At 57.2% G+C, this 15,682-nt stretch carries 13 protein-coding genes; 7 read left to right on the top strand and 6 right to left on the bottom strand.

Features of this window, described 5'->3' with window-relative positions; all coding sequences use genetic code 11:
- The first annotated feature begins 152 nt into the window (after positions 1-152).
- The 5 genes from JK213_RS00215 to JK213_RS00195 all read left to right on the top strand — a co-directional run bounded on the left by JK213_RS00215 (position 153) and on the right by JK213_RS00195 (position 5,618).
- A complete protein-coding gene (locus JK213_RS00215) occupies positions 153-938 on the top strand; it encodes a DeoR/GlpR family DNA-binding transcription regulator (protein WP_194261368.1) in 786 nt (261 codons plus the stop codon).
- Positions 939-1,056: 118 nt separating this feature from the next.
- The gene (gene glpD, locus JK213_RS00210) at positions 1,057-2,637 is read left to right on the top strand and encodes a glycerol-3-phosphate dehydrogenase (protein WP_194261643.1); all 1,581 of its coding nucleotides are present in this window, start codon (positions 1,057-1,059) and stop codon (positions 2,635-2,637) included.
- Positions 2,638-2,673: 36 nt separating this feature from the next.
- Complete coding sequence (locus JK213_RS00205) at positions 2,674-3,570, top strand: MIP/aquaporin family protein (RefSeq protein ID WP_194261367.1); 897 nt, start codon at positions 2,674-2,676, stop codon at positions 3,568-3,570.
- 43 nt (positions 3,571-3,613) lie between these two features.
- A complete protein-coding gene (gene glpK, locus JK213_RS00200) occupies positions 3,614-5,152 on the top strand; it encodes a glycerol kinase GlpK (protein WP_194261366.1) in 1,539 nt (512 codons plus the stop codon).
- A 202-nt stretch (positions 5,153-5,354) separates the two neighbouring features.
- Complete coding sequence (locus tag JK213_RS00195) at positions 5,355-5,618, top strand: hypothetical protein (RefSeq protein ID WP_228125333.1); 264 nt, start codon at positions 5,355-5,357, stop codon at positions 5,616-5,618.
- A gap of 75 nt (positions 5,619-5,693) precedes the next feature.
- Here the strand turns inward: JK213_RS00195 and JK213_RS00190 are convergent, their stop codons facing one another.
- The 4 genes from JK213_RS00190 to JK213_RS00175 all read right to left on the bottom strand — a co-directional run bounded on the left by JK213_RS00190 (position 5,694) and on the right by JK213_RS00175 (position 11,353).
- The gene (locus JK213_RS00190) at positions 5,694-7,010 is read right to left on the bottom strand and encodes a cytochrome c (protein WP_194261365.1); all 1,317 of its coding nucleotides are present in this window, start codon (positions 7,008-7,010) and stop codon (positions 5,694-5,696) included.
- The gene (locus JK213_RS00185) at positions 7,003-8,640 is read right to left on the bottom strand and encodes a GMC family oxidoreductase (protein ID WP_062027487.1); all 1,638 of its coding nucleotides are present in this window, start codon (positions 8,638-8,640) and stop codon (positions 7,003-7,005) included. The genes JK213_RS00190 and JK213_RS00185 overlap by 8 nt, the downstream gene beginning before the upstream one ends.
- Before the next feature lie 20 nt (positions 8,641-8,660).
- Complete coding sequence (locus tag JK213_RS00180) at positions 8,661-9,278, bottom strand: sorbitol dehydrogenase family protein (RefSeq protein WP_194261364.1); 618 nt, start codon at positions 9,276-9,278, stop codon at positions 8,661-8,663.
- Between the two features lie 428 nt (positions 9,279-9,706).
- Positions 9,707-11,353, bottom strand: a complete 1,647-nt coding sequence (locus tag JK213_RS00175) for a lactate permease LctP family transporter (protein ID WP_211571247.1) — start codon at positions 11,351-11,353, stop codon at positions 9,707-9,709.
- A gap of 525 nt (positions 11,354-11,878) precedes the next feature.
- On the opposite strand from JK213_RS00175, the gene JK213_RS00170 reads away from it, so the two are divergent.
- On the top strand, positions 11,879-12,781 hold the full coding sequence (locus JK213_RS00170) for a S1/P1 nuclease (protein ID WP_194261362.1): 903 nt from the start codon (positions 11,879-11,881) through the stop codon (positions 12,779-12,781).
- Here the strand turns inward: JK213_RS00170 and JK213_RS00165 are convergent.
- Positions 12,756-13,685 (bottom strand): LysR family transcriptional regulator, encoded by a 930-nt coding sequence (locus JK213_RS00165; RefSeq protein WP_194261361.1) that lies wholly within the window; start codon positions 13,683-13,685, stop codon positions 12,756-12,758. The genes JK213_RS00170 and JK213_RS00165 overlap by 26 nt on opposite strands.
- A gap of 123 nt (positions 13,686-13,808) precedes the next feature.
- On the opposite strand from JK213_RS00165, the gene JK213_RS00160 reads away from it, so the two are divergent.
- Entirely contained in the window at positions 13,809-14,399 is a 591-nt protein-coding gene (locus JK213_RS00160; protein WP_194261360.1) for an NAD(P)H-dependent oxidoreductase, read from the top strand.
- Positions 14,400-14,429: 30 nt separating this feature from the next.
- On the opposite strand, the gene JK213_RS00155 is transcribed toward JK213_RS00160, so the two are convergent.
- Positions 14,430-15,587 carry an iron-containing alcohol dehydrogenase gene (locus JK213_RS00155; RefSeq protein ID WP_194261359.1) on the bottom strand — a complete coding sequence of 386 codons (1,158 nt, stop codon included), beginning with the start codon at positions 15,585-15,587 and terminating at the stop codon, positions 14,430-14,432.
- Positions 15,588-15,682: the final 95 nt, after the last annotated feature.

Genomic DNA, 15,682 nt, shown 5'->3' with positions numbered 1-15,682 from the left:
ATGTCTTTTAGGGGACGATCTGTAACGGCCTGTGAGGCTTCGAGGTTGCTTTGTCGCTTCAGAAATGAACGTTCTTGCGGCGGCACGGGCTTTCCGTAAGCGAAAATGTGCGCTTATGTTCGCTTTCTTACATTTCGCGTCAGGATTCCATCATGCCTCACGATCCGCCTTCCACCAGCCCAAGACAGGACCAGATCGTGCGTCTGGTTCGCAGTCAGGGCTACATGGCCAATGAGGAAATGGCGCAGCATTTCAGTGTTGCGGTTCAGACCATTCGCCGGGACGTGACCCATCTTGCGGAACTTGGCCTGCTGTGTCGCCATCACGGGGGTGCGACTCCCGTCTCTACGGTTGAAAATCTGGATTACGATGCGCGCCAGATCCTCAATTCCTCTGCCAAGGATGCGATCGGACGTTATGCCGCAGCACTGATTCCTGATCGTTCGTCTCTATTCATCAACATCGGCACAACGACGGAAGCCTTTGCCCGATCTCTGACAAGCCACAGGGATCTACGGATCGTGACGAATAATCTGCATGTGGCCTCGCTTGTCTCTGGGCGACCGGATTTTCATACCATCATTGCGGGCGGACAGTTACGTCCGCAGGATGGTGCCATTCTCGGGGCCACAGCCATCGAAACCCTGTCCTCGTTCCGCACGGAATTCGGCGTGATCGGGATCAGCGGGATTGAGGAAGATGGCACGTTGCTGGATTTTGATCTGGAAGAAATCCAGTGCGCACGGACAATTATCCGGAACTCGCGCCGTGTTCTGCTGTTGGCCGATCATACGAAGTTCACGCGTCACCCGCTGGGTAGGGTGGGGGATCTGCGGGATATCGACGACCTGATCACGGATCGCCCGGTCTCCGACTCCTTTCAGCGGCTTCTGGATGCTGCGGGTGTCACGCTGCATGTGGCTGAAAATCACGAATAACGCAGCGTCTTCTAACACTATTGCGTTACGAATCACATAAACCCCTTTCTTTATCGCTCAACACGCTCCAAAACGAACATCGACCGCTCGTTTTGGAGCGTGATGACAGGAGATTATGATGTCATCGATTCACGAGGTTTCATCTGCTGCCAATCCATCCGCGCCCTACGACCTTCTGGTTGTGGGCGGCGGGATCAATGGCTGCGGAATTGCAAGGGATGCCGCGGGCAGGGGGGCGAATGTGCTTCTCGTCGAGCAGGATGATCTTGCAAGCCATACATCGTCCGCCAGCACCAAGCTTATTCATGGCGGCCTGCGCTATCTCGAATATTACGAGTTCCGGCTGGTCCGTGAGGCTCTGATGGAGCGTGAGCGTCTGCTGAAGATCGCACCGCACATCATCTGGCCGATGCGCTTCGTTCTGCCGCACTCGAAAATGCTACGCCCGGCATGGCTGCTGCGTACGGGGCTGTTCCTGTACGATCATCTTTGCCCGAACATGACGCTTCCTAAAACGAAGGCGCTGAACCTGCGGTCTGCTCCGGCGGGCAAGCCGCTGCGTTCGGAGTATGTGCGCGGTTTTGAATATTCGGATGGCTGGGTGCAGGACAGTCGGCTCGTGGTTCTCAACGCCATGGATGCGGTGCGCGTGGGTGCGAACGTCCAGACCCGCACGCGTCTCATCAAGGCTGTTCGCGGCCCGCAGGTCTGGACCGCCACGCTCGAAAACACCCAGACGGGCGAGCAGAGCACGGTTCAGGCAAAGGCCCTCGTGAACGCTGCCGGTCCTTGGGTGGCGGAACTGCTTCAGGATCGTCTGAACGTGCCAAGCCGCAACAAGGTGCGTCTGGTCAAGGGAAGCCACATCGTGGTTCCGCGCGTCTTTGACGGTTCGCAGGCCTACATCTTCCAGAACCCGGACAAGCGGATCGTCTTCGCCATTCCCTACGAGCAGGACTTCACCCTGATCGGCACAACGGATGTTCCGTGGGAGAAGGACCCGGGGAAGGTCGACATCTCGCCTGACGAAATCAGCTATCTGTGCGAGAGCGTAAATCGCTATTTCACGAAAACTGTCAGCCCCGACGATGTCGTCTGGACTTACGCTGGCGTGCGCCCGCTCTATGACGACAATTCGGGCAATGCCTCGGCCGTGACGCGTGATTACGTGCTGGATGTGGACGCGACAGCCGCGCCGATCCTGTCCGTTTTCGGTGGAAAGATCACGACGTTCCGCAAACTGGCCGAACATGCCGTCGAGAAGCTCGCGCCGCATCTTCCCGTCCTGCATAAGCCGGGCTGGACGGATGGTACCCCGCTTCCCGGCGGAGAGTTCGCACCGAAGGATTTCGAGGCGCAGCTTCGTCGCTTCCGTGGATACGCGCCGCATCTTTCCGAGCGCAGTTCGTGGCGTCTGATGCGCAATTACGGGCTCCGGGCCTACGAAATTGCGACGGCCGATGCGGAAGGCATGGGCCAGATGTTCGGCGATACGCTCAGCGCTCGGGAAGTGGATTACCTGATCGACAACGAATGGGCTCGCACCGCCGAGGACATCCTGTGGCGTCGCTCACGGCTTGGTTTGTTCGTTAATGATGCTGATCGCGCGGCCCTTCAGACCTATGTCGAGGGACGTCTGCCAGCGGTCGTCGCCTCCGTTGCCAATCCCGATCCGGTCGTGCGGCAGAACGTCGCCTGACCATTTTTACTTCATTTTTCATGGCGGATATCAGTCATGTCAGAAAACAGACGTTATCTCGGTGAGCTCCTCGCGGAGTTCTTCGCAGTCGCAATCATCATTCTCTTCGGAGACGGGGTTGCGGCCATGTACTCGCTCTACGATCCCAGTCCGTACAAGACTGCCTATTGGGGCGTGTGTATCGTCTGGGGTCTGGGTGTGACGGTGGCAATTTATGCCACCGGCGCGATCAGCGGAACGCATGCAAATCCGGCTATCACGCTGTCTCTGGCCATGTTCCGCGGCTTCTCGTGGAAAAAAGTGCTTCCGTACATTAGCGCTCAAGTTCTGGGCGGTTGTGCCGGTGCAGCGGTGGTTTACTCGCTTTATGTCCCGGTTATCGACCATTTCAATCTGGCGCATAACCTGACGCGCGCCGTCGACGGCGGGGCTTCGGGTGTATTCTTCACCCATCCCGGTGATTTCGTCACGGTGTCGCATGCGTTCTGGGACGAACTGGTTCTGACGGCTGTGCTGGTTTTCGGGATTTTCGCGATCACCTGCCAGTACAATACGCAGGCTCCGCAGGCCAATTCGAGCGCGCTCATCATCGGTCTGCTGGTGGCAATCATCGGCGCGTCCTGTGGCTATCTGGACGCTTGGGCGATCAATCCGGCCCGTGATTTCGGCCCGCGTCTGTTCTGCTTTTTTGCAGGCTGGGGACAGAGCGCGCTGCCGGCACCGGGCAACTACTTCTGGGTGCCCATCGTTGCTCCTCTGATCGGTGGTCCGATCGGTGCAGCACTCTATCAGTTCGGCCTGCGTCCTTTCATGCCGCGCTATCTGGAGCAAACGGTCGTTGTGTCCCCCGAGGGGATCAATCCCGCCGAACCGGTTCTGGTCGTGTCCAACCCTGGCGATCCTGCTTTCCCGGTCGTCAACAGAGTGTCCTGAAAATCAGTCTGAAATTTTTTGAACCTTTATTGGAGTGTCCATCATGAACAAGAAAGACTGCATCCTCGCCATCGATCAGGGCACGACCTCGACCCGCAGCATCGTCTTTGGAAAGGACGCGCAGGCGCTGGCCATCTCCCGCCGTGAGTTTCCGCAGCATTATCCCGAACCCGGCTGGGTGGAGCATGACGTCGAAGACATCTGGCGCGATGTATTGGCCACGGCGCGGGAGACCATCGACGAAGTGGGCGGGCCGGAGCGGATTGCGGCTCTGGGCATTACCAACCAGCGCGAAACCATCGTGATCTGGGATCGCGAGACGGGCCGCCCGATCCACCGCGCGCTCGTCTGGCAGGATCGCCGGACGGCCCATGAGTGCAGTCTCCTGCGTCAGCAGGGCAAGGAAGCCGTCGTCCGGGACAAGACCGGACTGCTGCTGGACCCGTATTTCTCGGCCAGCAAGATTGCCTGGCTTCTCGATCATGTTCCCGATGCGCGCCGCCGTGCGGAAGCCGGAGAACTCGCAGCAGGCACGATCGACTGTTTCCTGCTGTGGCGCCTGACGGGCGGGCGTAAGCACGCGACCGACATTACCAATGCCTGCCGCACGTCTCTGTTCAACATCCATACCCAGCAGTGGGATGATGAACTTCTGGAGCTTTTCAACGTGCCGCGCGCCCTTCTGCCGGAAGTCTGCGACAACAGCAGCGATTTCGGTGAGACGGAAGCCAAGCTGTTTGGGGAAAAGATCGCGATTGGCGGCATGGCAGGCGACCAGCACGCTGCTGTCATCGGGCAGGCCTGCTTCCATGAAGGCATGGCCAAGGCGACGTACGGTACGGGCTGCTTCATGCTGCTCAACACCGGCGAAAAGCCCATCATGTCCAACAATCGCCTGCTGACGACGATCGCTTATCGCATTGGCGGCAAGACCTTTTACGCGCTGGAAGGGTCCATTTTCGTGGCTGGCGCGGGCATCAAGTGGCTGCGTGATGGCCTGCAGCTGATCACGCATGCCTCCCAGACTGACGACATGGCAACCCGTATCCCGGACAGCCACGGCGTGTATATGGTTCCGGCCTTCGTGGGCCTTGGTGCTCCGCACTGGGACCCTGATGCGCGCGGCTTGATCTGCGGTCTGACGCTCGGTTCTACGCAGGCGCATATTGCCCGCGCCATGCTGGAATCCGTGGCCTATCAGACCTATGACCTGATCCGCGCCATGCGCGAGGACGGTGCCATGCGCACGAGCATCCTGCGTATTGATGGTGGCATGGCAGTCAACGACTGGTTCGCCCAGTTCCTGTCCTCCATGCTCAAGGCCGAGGTGGAGCGTCCAGTCAATATCGAGACCACGGCTCTTGGCGCAGCATTCCTTGCCGGATTGCAGGTCGGGCTGTGGAAGAGTCTGGACGAAGTTGCGGCGACCTGGAAACAGGAGCGCGTTTTCGCACCGAAGATGGACCCGGCACAGCGTCGCATCATGATTGATGGCTGGCATGATGCCGTCCGTCGTACGCTCACGCCTCCTGCTGCGGTCGCTCCCGCGACGGTCTCTGCGGTCTCCAGTCAGGCTGCTTGAGCGGTCAATGTTCCAGGAAAACCGGCGCCCGCAAAGGCGCCGGTTTTTTTGTTGGATGCCTGACAGAGCAAGGCCTTGCGCTGCTTTGTGGAGTTGAGGCTTTGCTCTTGCCAGAGTTGGCAGTATCCTTCCCGGCGCTCCGACGAAATGGAAGGCCACGACTGGCGTGTTCTTGTCCATTTTCGACAGGAAAACAGGAAGTATGCCCGCAATGACCGTCCCGCAGCAGTCCAGTTCCTTTTTCAATCAGCTGCGCCAGATCAACGGAGACCGTGGGTTTTTCGCAAATCTGGGTGGTTTCTTTTGCGTCAGTTGCATGATGGGGCTAGGCAATCTCTTCAGTCAGTCGCTGTTTCATGAAAACATGGCCTGGTTGCTGGGTCCGCTCATGGTCATGATCGGACTTTATTTCTTCGTGCCGTATTTCATCCTGCTGCTGATGAAGCGCCGCTCCAGCGAAGGCTGAACCGGATTTTTTCATAAAAAAGGGGAGCCGGATCTGATCCGGCTCCCCTTTTTTATAGACTGTGGCTTGTCAGGATCAGTAGGGCGTATGGTCCTTGCGAACCTTTGCGACCTGATCTGCGGTTACGGTGTAGGTGCCGTTTCCGAAGGTCTTGCTGACATAGTTCACAAGGCTCGCGACTTCCGCGTCACTCAGACGCTGCACATCCGAAGTGCTGCCGAAAGCCGGCATGCTGGCATGACCGTCCGCCGTTTTGCGGTTCACGCCCGTCAGGATCGTCATGATCAGATTGTCTGGACGGCCTGCACCGACTACTGAGTTTTTATAGAGCGACGGCGCATACTGATCGACGGTCCCCGCGCCGTTCTGCCCATGACACGCGGCACAGTTGGCATCGAACAGGTTTTCCGGAGATTTCTGTGATAGGTTGTCAATCCGGGTCAGTTCACCGGAACGCAGATCGGGGATGTTGTTCGCCTTGCCAAAACCGTCGCGCGGTTGGTGTTCGGAAGAATCGTCAATCGCTTTCACCTGAAGGACAAATGCCGCCAGCGCATGCAGATCCGCATCCGTCAGATGGCTCGTGCTGTGTTCGACAGCTTCTCCCATCGGTCCGGCTGCCTGACTTCTGCCCTTGACCCGACCAGTGTGCAGATACTGGACAAGATCGTCCTCGCTCCAGTCTCCGATCCCGCCTGTTTTGCTGGGGGTAATGTTCGGAGCGTACCAGCCTGACAGCGGGCTGCCCGCCAGATATTGATCCGACTTCTCCATCAGCATGACGTTGCGCGGTGTGTGGCAGGTTCCGCAATGTTCGAGCGCAATGGCCAGATACCGGCCACGCCGCATCTTGTCATAATTCGCGGAATCACCCGTTTCCTGCGTCTCGGTTCCTGCCAGCATGTTCCAGCCTGAGAGTGTCAGGCGGACATTGCTCGGAAAGCTGAGTTGCGTGGCGGGCGGTGTCTGCGCGACAGGTTTGACGCCGTTCATGAACCACACATAAAGCGCGTGAACATCCTGATCCGTCAGGGCCGCATAGGAAACATACGGCATGACCGGATAGAGGTTTGCGCCATCACGGCGCTTGCCCTTGCGGAGGGCCTGCTCGAAATCATGTTCCGAATATTTGCCGATCCCATGATCGGCATCGGGCGTGATGTTCGTGGAAATGATGTCGCCCATGGGCGTTGCAATCTTCAGCCCTCCCGCGAACGGTGTACCGCCCGGCTTGGTGTGGCAGGCGATGCAGTCCGCAGCCGTGGCGAGATAGGCGCCACGGTTCATGACATCCTGATCCACATCCGCCGCCCGCGCAGCGAAAGAAGACAGTCCAGCCAGAACCGTTCCACCAACAAGAAAAGACCAGAAAACGGTTTTGAAATCAGGCATGGAGCAGTTCTTTTTTCAGCGTATCGGCAACACGAAGCGCAAGGGCTGCGACGGTGAGGGTAATGTTTCCGGTTCCGACCGTGGAGAACACGGACGAACTTGCGATGAACAGGTTCTCGTGGTCATGCGTCCGGCAATGGCCGTCCACCACGGAATCCTTGGGGTCTACGCCCATGATGGTGCTGCCGGAGGGATGATCCTGCGGGAAATAGCCCGGCGTCCACTGTTCATCCGTGCCATGCATCAGGCCGATGAGGTCTTTGAACAGTCCGCGCGTATGCTCGCAACTGCGGACCGTGTACTCCGGCAGCTTGTAATAGACATCCGGGTGCGGAATGCCGAGCGCGTCCTTATGCGTCTTGCTGAGCGTCAGACGGTTGTCCGGATCGGGCAGGGCTTCGTTATGGCTGAACAGGCGGACGGTGTGGGAAGCCAGATAGCGGATCTGATCTTCCAGATCCTTGCCGACATACCCCTTTGAAATCGCAAGCTGCGTTGCGAAATCGACCTGATTGTCATCGACCATGTGCACAAGGTATGCGCCACGATCGCCACGCCAGTCGCCATCGCGGAAATTGTCGATCACGTTGGTCTCAAGCGGGCCACGTCCCGGCCACAGGGCCTTGTCGCCGCTGATGAACGTCACCTGCACGCCGGTATGATCCATCATGTTCCGGCCAACATGGCCCGAACTGTTGGCGATACCATCTGGGCTCTGCTCATCGGCCGAAACCAGCAGCAGCTTGGCTGTCTCGATGCAGTGCGCTGCGATCACGAAATACTTGCCCGTCACGCGGTGCGATCCTTTGTCCGGATCGTAGTAGTGAACGGCCGTTACCTTCTTGTTCGCGCTGTCACGCTCGATTTTATAGACCACCGCATTGGGTACGAACTTCGCCCCGGCAGCCTCGGCGTGATAGACGGAATAGCCGCCGTTATACATCGCCCCGATCGGGCAGATCGGCATGCAATTGTTATGCCCTTCGCAGGTCGGACGGCCGTCATAAGGCCGCGTATTGCGGGCCTGCGGTTCATGCACGACGCGATAGGGTGTCTTTTCATTGATGAGCTTGCGGAACTGCTGTGCCGCATAGGAAATTGGCAGCGCTTCCATCGGATAGGGCTGCTGGCGGGGAGAGCCCAGATCCTCGACCTTCGGGTCCGGACCGCACACGCCCATCATGACTTCGGCCTGATAATAAAATGGCTCAAGATCATCGTATTTCAGCGCCCAGTCACGGCCCTGACCATAGCGGGTCTTGAGTTCAAAGTCCGACGGAAGGTAGCGCCATGCACATCCGGCCCAGTGCCAGGTCGTGCCACCCATCATCCGCAGATAGACCTGCTGATAGGCTTCCGCGTTCGGGCCGCTCGTATGCAGATACTGGTTCGGCGTCATCTGGTTGGGCGGGTGCACGGCCCAGGGTGTGGACGGGAAGGGCCCTTGATAGGACGGCTTGTTTTCCAGATTGCGGAAATTATCCACGAAATGCTGACGGTCCACACGTGGCCCGGCTTCCAGCACAATGACGGAAATGCCCGCGCGCGCCAGTTCGTTCGCAATGGAACTGCCAGCCACACCGGACCCGACGATCACGACATCGGCGGAGAGATTCTGATCAGAAGACATAAGAGATGCTGTTCCCGCTCTCAGGTAGGTTCCACGTCAAACTTGGACGGCGACAGCGCAGGCGCGCCGGTCGGCTTGTCGACTTCAGGCGGCTGCGTCGTCCAGTAGAACGGGCCGCCCGCGGCGTAGGTCTTGGGGTAGATCGCGTCCTTGGTGACGTCGAACATCAGGGCGGAGCGATAGACCACGACCTTGCCGTCCGCGACCCCGCGATACCAGCCGGTCATGATGTCATGAATGACGTCCTTGAACGCCGGGTCGGCCTGTTCGGCGGCCTTGGCGAAGGCGGAGGCATTTTCATAATTCCCGCTCTCCAGAAGCGTCGCGAGCTTCGAAAGCTGGGCTTTAAGCTCCGGGCCGGACTGGAGAATGCGCTCGTACAGTGCCTTTCCGATCCGGGGATCAAGAGAGGCGCGGTCGGTCAGGCGCGTTGACACCTTCATGAAGCGCTCAAGTTCAGGATCGACGCCAGTCGCAGGCTCTGCGGCCACGACATTTCCAACCGCCAGAACGCCCACACCCGCCATGCCTGCCATCAGCGTATCGCGGCGCGACATCCGCGTCAGCCGGTTCAGGCGCATGGCATTGGGGGAGGACGTATGGAGGTCAACAAGAGGGCAGTGACGATCTTTCGTCATGTAGGATCACTCTTCGCATACACTCGAGACGGATGACATGACCGTGATCAGTGTCACCTTACAGAGGTCCGCAACCTACAGACGTCACGTGATCATGCAACCGTGAAGAGCTGATTATCGGTAAATAATCCCATGAGGAGTAAAGTTTTCGGACGATATGTCGAAAGGATAGAAAGCGAAAACGCTTGTTATCCTATTATGGTTCCCGAAAAATCCTGAAGAGTTCGACGATGCTCTATTGTCGGGAATCTTCGAGGGAAAGCGAGTAGTCGTCGGGATATTCGTGCAATGAGGTTTACTATTATTGAGAATGTTTCTCAATTCGCTTTGGGAAGTCTTATACGGCAATTCTGTTCAGACCCTGAAAAGAAACCGGGCGCGGAAATGTTCCTGCGCCCCGTCATAACCGCTCTCAGATCAGCGCAGGATCAGGCGCCTACCCCCATGAAAACCAGCGCTGTCGTGATGAGCCCAACCAGAACGGCTAGAATGATGCTGCATTTCAGCGTGAAATGCAGCAGTTCGCCCTCGCGCCCGACCAGCCCGACGGCCGCCGACGCTACAGCGATGGATTGCGGAGAAATCATCTTTCCAACCGCGCCGCCGACCGTATTTGCTGCGACCAGAAGTTCCCCGCTCACTCCGATCTGCCGTCCGGTTGCCGCCTGAAGTCCGCCGAACAGCGCGTTGGAAGACGTATCGGAGCCTGTGAGGAACACCCCAAGCCAGCCCAGAAGCGGTGCGAAGAACGTGAAAGCGCCCTTGGTCATGGCAAGCACCAGAGCCAGCGTGGTGGAGAGGCCGGAGTAGTTCGCGAGGAACGCGAAGGCCAGCACCATGCCGATGGCGTAAATCGGAATGCGCAGTTCACGCAAAGTGTCGCGGAATGTCGCAAGGGCGTCTGTGGGGCGCATCTTCAGGAACAGAACAGTCATCACACCGGCCAGCAGAATGGCTGTCCCGACAGAGGAAATGAAATCCAGCTTGAAGATTGCGGCGTAAGGGGTCGGGCTGGGAACGATTGGAGCCGTTTTCAGGACAAGGTTATGCAATCCCGGAAACTGGATGACGAGAACCGTCCAGTTCAATGGCCCACCAGCGGCAAACAGCGCCTTGAAGGGCTTGATGCTCCAGATGGCGACGAAGGCCGTGAGAATGATGAACGGAGACCAGGCCCGCATGATCTGCGATGACGTGTAGGTCGCGTTGTCAATCACGGCATCTGCGGGTGTATCGCCAGTGTCGAAGCGGAAAACCCGGCTTGGTTTCCAGAACTGCAGAAAGACCGGGATGGCAACCATCGTCACCAGCGGTGCAATGATATCAGGAAGTTCCGGTCCGATCAGCAGGGCCGTCAGAGATTGCGTGAGGGCAAAAACAACGCCGGTAAAGAGAATGACAGGCCATGTCTCACGAATGCCGCGCATGCCGTCCACAACGGCGACCAGCCAGAATGGAATGATAACGCCAATCAGGATCAACTGCATGACGACAAGCCGACCGACGGCATAAGGCTCGGCCCCGATCACCTGTGCACCAACGATTACGGGAATACCCATGGCGCCGAATGCGCCCGGTGCCGCATTGGCGATCAGACACAGCCCTGCGGCATAGATCGGCGGAAATCCAAGCCCGACGAGTAGGGCGGTCGTAATGGCTACAGGCGCCCCAAAACCGGCCGCTCCTTCCAGAAAAGCCCCAAAAGCAAAGGCGACCAGCAGAAGCTGGATGCGCTGATCTTTCGAGACTGTGGAAATGGAATGACGGATAATGTCGAACTGCCCTGTCCGGACGGAAATCTTGTACAGGAAGACCGCCCCGATGATGATCCAGGAAATTGGCCATAATCCATAAGCGAAGCCATACAGACCGGCGGCTACAGCCGTGGAAACGGGCATTCCATAAAACAGGACGGCCAGTGCGAAAGTAATTCCCACAGTAATGGTGCAGGCAATATGACCCTTCATATGCAGATAAAGAAGGGCGAAGAAGAAAAACAGGATTGGAATAAGAGCGATTGCTCCAGAAATCCAGATGTTCCCTATTGGATCGTAAACTTGTGCCCAGGATGACATGCTGGATCCTCCAAAATAAAAACCAAGTGACATTTAGAAAAATATATCTTTTTCTTGTCGTTAAAGAGGATATTATTTTTTGATAACAATAATGGCAATGATGATATTTTGAAGAATGCGGTAAATTTTATGACATACTTTTTTTAATAGTTGGATTGGAAAGAATAAGCCTCTTGATGGTTTTGAACGAATTATAATGTTTATCGATAAATATCATGGTTAAAGATTGATGGGTTTGTGAAAAATTTTCTCTCAATCAACAGGGAAGCTGAAATAAATCGGGATGATCTGAAATAGATATAAAATATTGATCAGAACAATTTTGCATGAAAGAAAAAATAATTTTCCAAACTGAGAAATTTTACTGATATCGGGAGATTTTAAGATTTTTTATTGCGGATTTCCCATGTGGGTGCGCAGGTTCGAGACAAGGTTATGACAGCGCGCTGGAATATCTTGTGATGGTCCCGAAAGGGTGAGAAACAGGGATAACGTCATTTCCAGAGATGGGCAGTCAGGTTTTCCATGCAGTTTCGTGTTCTCTGTGCGTCCCTGATCGGCGCGGGTATGCTTGCTTTTTCTTCCAGCGCATTCGCTTGGGGGCCTTATGGTCACGCCATCGTGGCGGATATCGCTCAGGAGCGCCTGACACCTCAGGCCAGCAAAGCGGCAGCGGCCCTCCTGGAGCTTGAAAACCACCAGACCCTTGATCAGGTCGCTTCCTGGCCTGACACGATCGGCCATGTTCCCAAGAAGAAGGGGGGCGCGCCAGAGACGCTGAAATGGCATTATGTCGATATCGATGTGTCTCATCCGGCCTATGATCAGGCTCGCGACTGCTCGGATCATGCCTGTGTTGTGGAAAAACTTCCCGAGGAAATCAGGATTCTTGCTGATACGCATGCCTCGCCTCAGGACCGTCTGGTCGCGCTGAAATGGGTCGTTCATCTAATGGGCGATATCCATCAACCCCTGCATGCTGCCGAGCGCAACAAGGATATGGGCGGGAATGCAATTCACCTGACCTATTTCGGCAATAACGCCAATGGCCACATGAACCTGCACTCCCTATGGGATGAAGGGGTAATCGACCATGAAGCGGACCTGCATGTCGGCCCGTTCTACAGCATCGATCCCGCCCGCGCGAAGCAGGAAGCCGATCGTCTCGGCGCTCTGATTACGCCTGATGAAGCCCAATACTGGGTGCAGGATCTGGCGGCTGGTAACGTGCATGACGCCACCGTCAACTGGGCCGATGAAAGCCATTCTCTGGCCCGCAGTGTGGCTTACGGTGCGCTTCCAGCGAACAAGGGCGCCGATGTTGGCAAGGCGTACACCGAACTCACTTGGCCGATCATGCAACTGCGTCTCGAACAGGCGGGTGTGCGTCTGGCCGCCGTCCTCAACTCGGCTCTGAGCAACGGATAAAAGTTGGGCTAAGACTGGCCTGAAGGCGCGGAACAACGAAATCCAGGAACGCGCGGATACGTTGCGGTACCCGTTTTCCACCCTGATAAAGCGCGTGGATGGCCTCCTCATCCCGCGTGGCATTGTCTGCCAGCACTTCAACCAGACGTCCTGCCGCCAGATCGTCGCGCACATGATATTCGGCCAGCCGGGCCAGCCCGGCACCACGGACTGCTGCGCGTCGAACGGTTTCACCATTATTGGCGAGTAGCGGTCCCCGGACGATCCGATCTACGATCCGCCCGCGTTCCTGCAACGGCCAGACCGGAGCCGCGCGGCGGAAATTGAAACCCAGACACCGGTGATGCTCCAGATCGTCCGCGCTCTGGGGCCACCCGAACCGCTCCAGATAATCCGGTGCCCCGACAATCAGCCGCGGTACGGTCCCCAGTTGTCTGGCCATCAGGCTGGAATCCTGAAGTTTTCCGACCCGGAACGCGATATCCGTCCGGTCCAGATACAGATCCGCCATCTCGTCGGACAGGGACAGATCCACAACGATATCTGGATATGCCGCCCAGAACTCCGGCAGCAGCGGCTCCAGCATCAGCGCTCCGAACGCTACAGAAGCATTGATTCGGATGGTCCCCGTCAACTGGACGGTTTTTCTGGACAGGAAGCCCTCCAGATCGTCCAGTTCCGCAATCAAGGCCTGCGCCCGTTCGTAATAAGCCAGTCCTTCAGGCGTGATGGACAGTTTTCGAGTCGAGCGTTCCACAAGCTGAACGCCAAGGCGACTTTCAATGCGCCCGATCAGTTTGCTGACTGTAGAGGGCGTCATCATGGAGAGGCGTGCCGCTTCGGAAAAACTGCCGCTCTCCACGACGCGGAGAAAGATTTTCATCTCGCCGAAACGGTTGTCCATTTTCTGCCTCATCTGTGAAACTGCTTCACAGATTTTGTGGAGATCGTGGCGCTTATCAAGTGGGTATCAGGAGTTCATGATGGCCCAATAGCTCCGATCTGGGGCAATGATGGATATGCAATCATGACAAAAATTCTTCTTCTGAATGGCAGCAAGGTCTTCGCTCATTCTCACGGTCGTTTGAACGATACACTTCAGGCGTTTGCCGCCGATATCCTGTCCAAGAGCGGGCACGACATTCGCCAAACGAAAATTGATGACGGATACGATGTGGAACAGGAAGTCGGGAACTTCCTGTGGGCTGATCTGATTATCTATCAGTGCCCCGGTTGGTGGATGGGCGTGCCTTGGATCGTCAAGAAATACATGGACGAAATCATGACGGCTGGCCATGGGAAGCTGTATGCCAATGATGGTCGCAGCCGCGCACATCCGGAGCGTAAATATGGCTCAGGCGGCCTGGTACAGGGCAAGCATTACATGCTCTCAGCCACATGGAACGCGCCGGAAGACGCGTTTACGGACCCGGATCAGTTCTTCGAGGGGCGTGGCGTGGATGGGGTTTATTTCCCGTTTCACAAAGCTCATGAATTTCTGGGAATGTCGGCGCTTCCGACGTTTCTGGCGACAGACGTGATGAAGGCGCCAAATGTCGACGCCACACTCGCGGCCTATCGCCAGCATCTGAAAGACGTGATCGGGACGGCGTCCTGAAAGGAGGGGCGGCCTGAGCCGCCCCCTGCCTTACAGGCTCAGCTCAAGCACCCGGCGGCTGACATCCAGAGTGATTTCAGACTGTTCTCCCAGTGCAGTCATGCCGTGGGCATCGAGCTGCGCGACCAGTGGATCAATGCCCTCTTCGCCGATCTCGTAAGCGGAGAGGCGGGTCGGAATGTCGAGACTTTCGAAGAATTTCTCCGTCTGTACGATGGCGGCTTCGATCCGCTCGTCTTCCGTGCCTTCATGCAGGTTCCAGACACGAGCCGCATATTGCAGGAGTTTGCCGCGCTTGGCGTCTTTGCGGACACGCAGCATGGACGGCAGAACGATGGCCAGTGTCCGGGCATGGTCGATATCGTAACGTGCCGTCAGTTCGTGGCCGATGCTGTGCGTGGACCAGTCCTGCGGCATGCCGACGCCGATGATGCCATTGAGCGCCAGCGTTGCGATCCACATGAAATTGGCGCGGAGTGTATAATTTTCAGGTTCTGCAACGACTTTCGGCCCGATCTCGATCAGGCTGAGCAGAAGCCCCTCGGCAAAGCGGTCCTGAGCCAGACCGTCCGCCGGATAGGTCAGATACTGTTCCATGATGTGGACGAAGGAATCCACGACGCCATTCGCAATCTGCCGGACGGGCAGGGAATAAGTGCGGGTCGGGTCCAGAACCGAAAAGCGCGGGAAGACATGCGGGCTGCCGAAGGCCAGTTTCTCGCGGGTGGCATGCCGGGTGATGACACTGAAGCTGTTCATTTCCGAACCGGTCGCAGGCAGTGTCAGAACCGTTCCCAGCGGCATCGCAGCTTTGACGTTTGCACCATGCGTCGTCAGGATGCTCCACGGATCACCTTCGAAATCCACGGCTGCGGCCACGAACTTGGTGCCGTCAATGACGGAGCCGCCACCTACGGCCAGCAGGAAATCCAGTTTCTCGTTCCGGATCAGCTCGACCGCCTTCATCAGCGTCTCGAAGGTCGGGTTGGCTTCGATGCCACCGAATTCCCGGGTGAAGCGGCCATTCAGCGCCTCGCGTACAGCCGGAAGTGTGCCGTTGCGCTCTGCACTTGCACCGCCAAAAAGGATCAGGACGCGGGCCTCGGCCGGGATCTGGTCTGCCAGTTTCGGGATCGTATTCTCGCCGAAAATGATGCGTGTGGGATTGTAGAATTCAAAATTCTGCATGGGTTCTGCCTTCAGAGTGGGGGTTTCTGATTGCGCCGTCATCACTGCCGCCGTTACGGCCTGAAAAGAGTGACGGCAAGGCTGTGCCTGAGATG

The organism is Gluconobacter sp. Dm-44 (assembly GCF_018256175.1).
Classification (GTDB): domain Bacteria; phylum Pseudomonadota; class Alphaproteobacteria; order Acetobacterales; family Acetobacteraceae; genus Gluconobacter; species Gluconobacter cadivus.
Note: the sequence above shows the minus strand (reverse complement) of the source record. Positions and strands in the feature narration are given on the sequence as shown.

Bases quoted from the DNA above. Each gene is read 5' to 3' on its own strand.
- JK213_RS00215 (WP_194261368.1), top strand. From the start codon at position 153: ATGCCTCACGATCCGCCTTCCACCAGCCCAAGACAGGACCAGATCGTG.
- glpD (WP_194261643.1), top strand. From the start codon at position 1,057: ATGTCATCGATTCACGAGGTTTCATCTGCTGCCAATCCATCCGCGCCC.
- JK213_RS00205 (WP_194261367.1), top strand. From the start codon at position 2,674: ATGTCAGAAAACAGACGTTATCTCGGTGAGCTCCTCGCGGAGTTCTTC.
- glpK (WP_194261366.1), top strand. From the start codon at position 3,614: ATGAACAAGAAAGACTGCATCCTCGCCATCGATCAGGGCACGACCTCG.
- JK213_RS00195 (WP_228125333.1), top strand. From the start codon at position 5,355: ATGCCCGCAATGACCGTCCCGCAGCAGTCCAGTTCCTTTTTCAATCAG.
- JK213_RS00190 (WP_194261365.1), bottom strand. From the start codon at position 7,010: ATGCCTGATTTCAAAACCGTTTTCTGGTCTTTTCTTGTTGGTGGAACG.
- JK213_RS00185 (WP_062027487.1), bottom strand. From the start codon at position 8,640: ATGTCTTCTGATCAGAATCTCTCCGCCGATGTCGTGATCGTCGGGTCC.
- JK213_RS00180 (WP_194261364.1), bottom strand. From the start codon at position 9,278: ATGACGAAAGATCGTCACTGCCCTCTTGTTGACCTCCATACGTCCTCC.
- JK213_RS00175 (WP_211571247.1), bottom strand. From the start codon at position 11,353: ATGTCATCCTGGGCACAAGTTTACGATCCAATAGGGAACATCTGGATT.
- JK213_RS00170 (WP_194261362.1), top strand. From the start codon at position 11,879: ATGCAGTTTCGTGTTCTCTGTGCGTCCCTGATCGGCGCGGGTATGCTT.
- JK213_RS00165 (WP_194261361.1), bottom strand. From the start codon at position 13,685: ATGGACAACCGTTTCGGCGAGATGAAAATCTTTCTCCGCGTCGTGGAG.
- JK213_RS00160 (WP_194261360.1), top strand. From the start codon at position 13,809: ATGACAAAAATTCTTCTTCTGAATGGCAGCAAGGTCTTCGCTCATTCT.
- JK213_RS00155 (WP_194261359.1), bottom strand. From the start codon at position 15,587: ATGCAGAATTTTGAATTCTACAATCCCACACGCATCATTTTCGGCGAG.